Source organism: uncultured Marinobacter sp. (assembly GCF_963974375.1).
Lineage (GTDB): Bacteria > Pseudomonadota > Gammaproteobacteria > Pseudomonadales > Oleiphilaceae > Marinobacter.
On sequence record NZ_CAXBDN010000253.1, the window covers coordinates 1 to 6,414 of the forward strand.

Consider the following 6,414-nt stretch of genomic DNA (forward strand, 5'->3'; position numbering starts at 1 on the left):
CCTTGCCTCCGATGGCCTCACTGAACAACGCATAGTTGGGAAATCCGCGCTCGGCCAGAGCCAGCAGGAACGCACATTCCCGCCACCCCTGCAGCTGTTCAAGCGCTTTCAGGAACTGATTGGCGTTCACACTCTGCTCCTGCAATTCTTATGGGAAACACACAAGCGGTGCATTGAGGATCAATACACCGGGCATTTGACGATTGAGCTGGCGATCAGGCTCGCTGCAGGGTAACGCCGGTCTGACCCAGGTACTTGCCGCCGCGATCCTTGTAGCTGGTCTCGCAGATCTCGTCAGATTCAAAGAATAGCATCTGGGCGACGCCTTCATTGGCGTAAATCTTCGCCGGCAGGTTAGTGGTATTGGAAAACTCCAGGGTCACCTGGCCCTCCCATTCCGGCTCCAGCGGCGTCACATTGACAATAATACCGCAACGGGCGTAGGTGGATTTGCCGAGGCAGATGGTGAGTACGCTGCGGGGAATCCGGAAATACTCCACGGTACGGGCCAGCGCAAAGGAGTTGGGAGGTATGATGCAGACATCGCCGGTGTAATTGACGAAGCTGTTCTCGTCAAAATTCTTCGGATCCACCGTCGCGGAATGAACGTTGGTGAAAATCTTGAATTCGTTGCTGCACCGCACATCGTAGCCGTAGCTTGAGGTACCGTAGGAAATCACCCGGCCCCGGGAAGTCTCCCGGACCTGTCCCGGCTCGAACGGCTCGATCATGTCGTGCTGCTCGGACATTCTGCGGATCCACTTGTCTGACTTGATGCTCATCGCTGCGGTCTCATCTGGTTGGTTCGCCGGGTTATGGCAAATCACCCGTTCGGCAAATTAAGGCGCCACAGTTTAACCGTAGCAGCGCCCTACGGCAAAGCGCACAAACCGCTATGACCGCTTTAATCCTCGCTGATGGAAATGCTCGGGATCGGGCCGCTGGTGTTGCGGGCCCTGGTGGACAGCTGCGCCGACACCTTGCGGGCGATATCCCGGTAGCGGCGGGCCACCTCGGAGTCCGGTTCGGCGATTACTGAGGGGGTGCCGCCGTCGGTCTGTTCACGAATGGTCAGATGCAGCGGCAACTGCCCCAGCAATTCGGTCTGGTATTCCGTTGCCACCCGCTCACCACCACCGTGGCCGAACAGGGGTTCCTCATGGCCGCAGTTACTGCAGATATGAACGCTCATGTTCTCGACCACGCCGATCACCGGAATATCCACCTTGCGGAACATCTCGATGCCCTTCTTGCAGTCCAGCAGTGCGATGTCCTGGGGGGTGGTGACAATTACCGCTCCGGTAACGGGAACTTTCTGGGCCAGAGTCAGCTGGATATCACCGGTGCCCGGAGGCATGTCCACGATGAGATAATCAAGGTCGTTCCACAGGGACTGATTCAGCAGCTGCAGCACTGCCCCGCTGACCATGGGGCCGCGCCACACCATGGGGGTGTTGTCATTGACCAGAAAGGCCATGGACATGGCCTGGACGCCATGGGCCTCGATGGGCACGAAATACTTGTTGGCTTTCGTCTTCGGCTTTTGCCCCTCCGGGATGCCCAGCATCATACCGACACTGGGACCGTAGATATCCGCATCCAGAATACCGACCCGGGCACCTTCCGCTGCCAGCGCCAGCGCCAGATTGACCGCTGTGGTGGACTTGCCGACGCCACCCTTGCCGGACGCCACCGCGATGATGTTCTTCACCCCGCCGATGGCCTGCAGGTCTTTTTGCGCTTTGTGGGAATGGATGCGCTGACGGACACTGACCTCGGCGCCGGTCACCCCGTCCACCAGTTCCAGGGCATTGCCGACAATTTGTCGCAGGCCCCCGGCGATGCCGGCACTGGCATAGGGCAATTCCACTTCCAGGCTGACCGCACCCGAGTCGTCTGCCCTGAGGGATTTCACGGCTCCCAGCGCGTACAAATCCTGCCCGAGGTAAGGATCCTGATAGTGCCGGACCGCCGCCTCAAGCGCCTGCTGTGAAATCTGTGCCATTCCGATCTCCAAAATAGTTGCACAGTCAGGGCGAAACTGACGTAAAAACACGCCCTGACAGATGAAAACTTGACGCCTGAAAGGTATCATCTGTGCCCGTTTCTGACTATATGGCGCTCCGGTTACCGGTGCTCCGTACAACGTCCACAGCACAACGTTCACTCAAGGTCCGGACATTATCATGACGCAAGCGAGTTCACAGCAACAGCGCGATATTCTGGTCACCAGCGCCCTGCCCTACGCCAATGGCCCGATTCACCTTGGCCATCTGCTGGAATACATTCAGACTGATATCTGGGTCCGTTACCAGAAAATGCGCGGCCAGAACTGCTACTACGTCTGCGCCGATGATGCCCATGGTACCGCCATCATGCTGCGGGCCGAGCGCGAGGGTATTACCTCTGAACAGCTCATTGATCGCATTCGCCAGGAGCATCAGGAAGATTTCGCGGGCTTCAACATCCGCTTCGATAACTACTATTCGACCCACTCCGAAGAGAACCGCTACTTTTCCGAATACATTTACCGCAAGCTTCAGGAAAACGGCCACATAGCCACCCGCCAGATCACCCAGTTCTATGATCCGGAAAAGGAAATGTTTCTGGCGGACCGGTTCATCAAGGGCACCTGCCCCAAGTGCAAGGCCGAAGATCAGTACGGTGATAACTGCGAGGCCTGCGGCGCCACCTACACCCCTGCCGAGCTGATCAACCCCCGTTCAGCGGTCTCCGGTGCCACCCCTGTCGAGAAGCAGTCGGAGCACTATTTCTTCAAACTGCCGGATTTCACCGACTTCCTCGCCAACTGGACCCGCAGCGGCACGCTGCAACCCCAGGTGGCCAACAAACTGGCGGAATGGCTCGATGCCGGTCTGCAGGAGTGGGATATCAGCCGCGATGCGCCCTATTTCGGCTTCGAGATCCCCGACTCGCCGGGCAAGTTCTTCTATGTATGGCTGGACGCACCAATTGGCTACCTGGCCAGTTTCAGGAACCTGTGCGACCGCGAAGGCATCGACTTCGATCATTTCTGGAAAGCGGACTCCACCGCCGAGGTTTACCACTTCATCGGCAAGGACATTATCAACTTCCACGCCCTGTTCTGGCCCGCCATGCTCCATGACGCCGGATTCCGCACGCCGACCGCGGTCTGGGCCCACGGCTTCGTGACCGTCAATGGCAAGAAAATGTCCAAGTCCCGGGGCACCTTCATCATGGCCCGGACTTTTCTGGACCATCTCAATCCGGAGTACCTGCGCTACTATTTCGCCGCCAAACTCACCTCCGGCGTCGACGACATGGACCTGAATCTGGAAGATTTTGCCGCCCGGGTGAATTCCGATCTGGTAGGCAAGGTAGTGAACATCGCCAGCCGCTGCGCCGGCTTTGTCAGCAAACGCTTCGACGGCAAGCTCGGCACAGTGACCGAAACCGACAAACTGGCCGCTTTCATTGAGGCTGGCCAGGACATCGAAGCCCATTACGAGGCCCGGGACTTCGGTCGTGCCATGCGCCGCATCATGGAACTGGCAGACATCGCCAACCAGTACGTCAACGACGAGCAGCCCTGGGTCATTGCCAAACAGGAAGGCCAGGACGACGCACTGCAGGCCATCTGCACCAATGCCCTCAACATGTTCCGCCAGCTGATGACCTATCTGGCACCGGTGCTGCCGAAGACCGCCGAAGCGGCGGCCGACTTCCTGAATACACCGCTGGACTGGAACAACCGCAGCCAGCTGCTGGAAAACCACAGCATCAACAAGTTCAGCCCGCTGATGAACCGGGTCGATATGGCCCAGATCGAGAAAATGCTGGAGGCATCAAAGGAAGAACTGCCTGCCGCCACCGGGTCAGCCCCTGTCTCGACAGCGGCAGATGTAGAGCCGGTGGCTGACGAAATCGAGTTCCCGGATTTTGCCAAAGTGGACCTGCGGGTCGCAAAAATCGTGAAAGCAGAACAGGTGGAAGGCGCTGACAAGCTGCTGCGCCTGACCCTGGACATCGGTGCCGGCGAGCGCAACGTCTTCGCCGGCATCAAGTCAGCCTACAAGCCCGAAGAGCTGGAAGGCCGGTTAACGGTGATGGTGGCCAATCTGAAGCCCCGCAAGATGAAATTCGGCATGTCCGAAGGCATGGTGCTGGCAGCGGGTCCCGGCGGCAAGGATATTTTCATCCTGTCTCCGGATTCCGGCGCCAGCCCCGGCATGCGGGTGATGTGACCACGGCTCGCGATGACTGATCGGGGCACTGGAGCCTTTTGCAGATGACGGAATACCTGCTGATTCTGGTCAGCACCATTCTGGTGAACAACTTTGTGCTGGTGCAGTTTCTCGGACTCTGCCCCTTCATGGGGGTGTCCGGGAAGCTGGAGACGGCCATGGGCATGTCCCTGGCCACCACTTTTGTGCTCACTCTGGCCTCGGTATGCAGCTATCTGGCCTACACCTATCTGCTGGAGCCGCTGGATCTGGCGTTCCTGCGCACCATCACCTTTATTCTGGTGATCGCGGTGGTGGTTCAGTTCACCGAGATGGTGGTCCGCAAGACCAGCCCGCTGCTGTATCGGGTGCTGGGCATTTTCCTGCCGCTGATTACCACTAACTGCGCAGTGCTCGGTGTTGCCCTGCTCAACATCAACAAAAACAACAACTTTGTTGAATCCGTGCTGTACGGTTTTGGCGCCGCTGCCGGCTTTTCGCTGGTATTGGTGCTGTTCGCCGCCATGCGCGAGCGGATTGCCGTTGCTGATGTCCCGGTGGCTTTCCGCGGCGCTGCCATTGGCATGGTTACCGCCGGGCTGATGTCGCTGGCCTTTATGGGTTTCACCGGCCTGGTTGGCGTCTGACGGAGGTTGCAAGTTATGTGGACCGGAGTATTGATCGCCATTATTGTGCTGCTGTCACTGGCTGTGGTGTTCGGCGCCCTGCTGGGCTTTGCTGCGGTGTACTTCCGGGTTGAGGGCAATCCTCTGGTGGAGCAGATAGACGCGCTGCTGCCCCAAACCCAGTGCGGCCAGTGTGGTTTCCCCGGTTGCAGGCCCTACGCCGAAGCCATTGCCAACGGCGATGCCATCAACAAATGCCCGCCTGGTGGTGAAGCCACCATCAGGGCGCTGGCGGACCTGCTCGACGTGGAGCCACAGCCGCTGGATGCCGAGCACGGCATGGAACAGGCGCGCCGGGTTGCGGTCATCCGCGAGGATGAGTGCATCGGTTGCACCAAATGCATTCAGGCCTGTCCGGTGGACGCCATTCTCGGCGCTGCCAAACACATGCATACGGTGATCGAAAGCGAGTGCACCGGTTGTGACCTGTGCGTGGAACCCTGTCCGGTCGACTGCATTGACATGATCACCATCGAGCCGGACATCCGCAGCTGGACCTGGCAACCCCCTGCGCAGCCACAGGCACCCCGTCTGATTGCAACAGATCGTCAGGAGGTCAGCGCCTGATGACCCAACTGTGGGATTTCGCCGGGGGCATTCACCCACCGGAAAACAAACAGCAGTCCACCGGTCGCCCGATACGGTATGCCGGATTGCCACAAAAACTGGTCTTGCCGCTGCAACAGCACATCGGCCAGCCTGCGGAAACTCTGGTCCATGCAGGCGATCAGGTCCTCAAAGGCCAGAAAATTGCTGACGTCAAAACCGGCGTGGGCGTGCCGGTTCACGCGCCGACCTCCGGTACCATTGAGTCCATTCAGCCACTGCCGGTCCCCCACCCCTCGGGCATGGATGACTGGTGCCTCACCCTGATACCGGATGGCCAGGACCTCTGGGGCGAGCGATCTCCCATCGCGGACTACCGGCAACTGGAACGGGACGCCGTGCTTGAGCGGATCCGTGAATCCGGTATTGTCGGCCTGGGTGGCGCCGGCTTTCCCACCAACATCAAATTGCGACCACCCCGGGACCGCAAGGTGGACACGCTGATTCTGAACGGCGCCGAGTGCGAGCCTTACATCACCGCTGATGATATGACCATGCGGGAACGGGCAAACGAAATCATCGGCGGCCTGCGGATAATGGCCTGGATTCTGCGACCGGAGCGGTGCGTGGTGGCCATCGAGGCCAACAAACCCGAAGCCATTGCGGCCATGCGTGTCGCCGCCGAGGACAGCCAGACGGAGATCCTGGTGGTGCCCACCAAGTACCCTTCCGGCGGCGAGAAACAGCTGATACAGATCGTTACCGGCATGGAGGTTCCCCACGGCGGCATACCTGCCGATATCGGCGTGATGTGTCAGAACGTAGGCACCGCCGTCGCCGTTGGCCGGGCGGTGTACCTGGGCGAGCCCCTCATTTCCCGCATCACCACCATCACCGGCCAAGGTGTCTCTGAACCGGGAAACTTAAACCAGTGGTATGTATCTCTATCCCACTGCTCTCTATCTTTAAAGTCATCA

Annotated in this window: 7 protein-coding genes; 4 read left to right on the plus strand and 3 right to left on the minus strand. The window is 59.2% G+C overall.

All coding sequences use genetic code 11. The features are described 5' to 3' along the window. The 3 genes from AAC035_RS17280 to apbC all read right to left on the minus strand — a co-directional run. On the minus strand, positions 1 to 130 hold a 130-nt coding region (locus AAC035_RS17280), incomplete at its 3' end, for a DUF416 family protein (RefSeq protein WP_339806343.1). Between the two features lie 85 nt (positions 131 to 215). Beyond that, positions 216 to 782 carry a dCTP deaminase gene (gene dcd, locus AAC035_RS17285; RefSeq protein WP_339806337.1) on the minus strand — a complete coding sequence of 189 codons (567 nt, stop codon included), beginning with the start codon at positions 780 to 782 and terminating at the stop codon, positions 216 to 218. Between the two features lie 122 nt (positions 783 to 904). After that, entirely contained in the window at positions 905 to 2,005 is a 1,101-nt protein-coding gene (gene apbC / locus AAC035_RS17290; protein WP_339806338.1) for an iron-sulfur cluster carrier protein ApbC, read from the minus strand. A gap of 181 nt (positions 2,006 to 2,186) precedes the next feature. On the opposite strand from apbC, the gene metG reads away from it, so the two are divergent. From metG to rsxC, 4 genes are all read left to right on the plus strand, one after another. Then, positions 2,187 to 4,226, plus strand: a complete 2,040-nt coding sequence (metG, locus tag AAC035_RS17295) for a methionine--tRNA ligase (protein WP_339806339.1) — start codon at positions 2,187 to 2,189, stop codon at positions 4,224 to 4,226. A gap of 44 nt (positions 4,227 to 4,270) precedes the next feature. Then, positions 4,271 to 4,852 (plus strand): electron transport complex subunit RsxA, encoded by a 582-nt coding sequence (rsxA, locus tag AAC035_RS17300; protein WP_339806340.1) that lies wholly within the window; start codon positions 4,271 to 4,273, stop codon positions 4,850 to 4,852. A gap of 15 nt (positions 4,853 to 4,867) precedes the next feature. Beyond that, positions 4,868 to 5,458 carry an electron transport complex subunit RsxB gene (gene rsxB, locus AAC035_RS17305; protein ID WP_339806341.1) on the plus strand — a complete coding sequence of 197 codons (591 nt, stop codon included), beginning with the start codon at positions 4,868 to 4,870 and terminating at the stop codon, positions 5,456 to 5,458. After that, the coding region (gene rsxC, locus AAC035_RS17310; protein WP_339806342.1) for an electron transport complex subunit RsxC at positions 5,458 to 6,414 on the plus strand (957 nt) is incomplete at its 3' end. The genes rsxB and rsxC, both read left to right, overlap by 1 nt.